The sequence below is a fragment of the methanotrophic endosymbiont of Bathymodiolus puteoserpentis (Logatchev) genome (assembly GCF_900128525.1).
Taxonomy (GTDB): Bacteria; Pseudomonadota; Gammaproteobacteria; order Methylococcales; family Methylomonadaceae; genus Methyloprofundus.
The window spans coordinates 1-1,729 of record NZ_FQTQ01000011.1; the positions used below are offsets into that span (position 1 = coordinate 1).

Below are 1,729 nucleotides of genomic sequence, written 5' to 3' on the forward strand. Positions count from 1 at the left end.
CTCATTTGTAGCCTCTGTAAATTGTTTGGTAGCTGTTTACTTTACACCTATGTCTTGTCTCAATTCAACCAGTGTATTGCTATCCGTTACTTTCAGAGGTTATGCACTTATTATACGAATTCAGGCGTCATAAAAAAACCTTCATAGGGATATAGTCCATCCGCAAGAATCAGGATCGGCAGGCGAGGAAAGTCTTGTTTGAGGCGGGCCGCTAAACGGGTAAATGCCTTGCGTTCACAGTCTTGCTTGTCATACTCTTTGTCAGAAGGGTTTTCAATCCATTCGCTGAGAAGGGAAATGGAGAATCCGTTGGGCGTGACCAGTCTTGCTTCCAATACATTGTGAAACCAGCTTGTGCAACCTTTCTTTGATGTTTTATGCAGGCATTGGTCGCAGTGTTGTTCCTGGTAACTTGTCACCCCGCTTGCATCAATTGCAACACAGTACCATTGTCCACGGTAGCGTTGTTTTTGAAATACTTTGCGCCGAATCAGCACTTTAACCATTTGTTGCTTGAGTCGTTCTAACTGTTCTATTTTTAAAAGGCGTATGACACGATCAACGGTATCCATATGAGGTAAATGCATTTTAAAGAGACGCTGATAATTTTTTTCGAACCGCAGGTCTTCCCGTAAATTATTAAGCCCATTACGTGATTCAGCTTTAAACAGAAACATGGCGAGACAGGCGGTCAATAATTCAGCGATAGCATAGGTCGATTTCTTTTTACGACAATCCTCTATCTCTTCCATCCAGAGGAAGAGTTCTGGAAAGTGATGCTCTATGGTTTGGTGGATCTGATAAACCAGATCGGTCTGTTTTGCTTTTTGAGCCAGCTCTTTTAATCTCTTATCTTTGCGTTTCAATAATTGTTTTAGCTGCTTTTTACGCTTTCGCGCTATACTGGCTTGGGACGTTTTTTAATGGGGTTTACTCCGACTTTATGGGAATAGAGGAAAAAACGTCCCACTTTACAAGATTTTTTAGTGCGAAGAGTATTTTTTTAATGCTCTCTATACTATTGATTTATTTAGACGGCTTCAGATACTCTGAATCGCTGTCATCATAAAAGAGAATTGCTTGCACTAAATTCTCTAAAGCAACCAAGTCACCATTAATTGTATCTGGTGTTTTTACAATAATTTGCCCCATTACTCGCTGAACAGCAGTAAGTGTTGCATTGTCAATTAATGCATATGTCACGAAAACTCCTTTTAGTTATAACGATTGAATTCACTTGACGTAAAAAGCAGAATGGAGCGATAGCGGAACGCCGCTTTTTACGGTCAAGTGGAATGATTTGTTATAACTCAATTTTCATTGCCTTTGCTAACTCAATAGATCCATTCTGTTTTAATTGTTCAGCTACTTGCTTTTGGTCACTTTCGGGACGATTTTGACTGAGCTTGTATTTGCATTGTATATCAGTAATTTGTATTTCAATACCAATAATCATGTTGAGCAATGATTCTTTATATTCAGGATTCCATGACTTCTCAAAAGAAGACTCATACTTTTTTGTCAATTCACCAACGATACTACAGAGTTTTTTCGGCTCTGTAACTAATACAGGTTTCCCGTAGATATGAACAGACTGATAATTCCATGTTGGCACACCTGGAGAGCTATACCAAGAAGGTGAAATATAATCATGTGGACCTTGAAATGTAACCAAGACTTCCTGTTTTTCAATACTCTTCCATTGAGGATTGTTTTTTGCTAAATGGCA

General features: G+C 38.9%; 2 protein-coding genes and 1 pseudogene. All 3 read right to left on the reverse strand.

Translation table 11 applies throughout. The features are described from left to right. Positions 1-110: 110 nt before the first annotated feature. Positions 111-866: a transposase family protein gene (locus BQ7314_RS00510; protein ID WP_174481754.1), complete on the reverse strand. Its 756-nt coding sequence runs from the start codon at positions 864-866 to the stop codon at positions 111-113. 196 nt (positions 867-1,062) lie between these two features. After that, positions 1,063-1,203, reverse strand: a pseudogene (locus BQ7314_RS00515) (hypothetical protein); the annotation flags it as partial. A 100-nt stretch (positions 1,204-1,303) separates the two neighbouring features. Then, positions 1,304-1,729 (reverse strand): FMN-binding negative transcriptional regulator (locus BQ7314_RS00520; protein WP_174481755.1); only part of this gene is annotated, 426 nt, incomplete at its 5' end.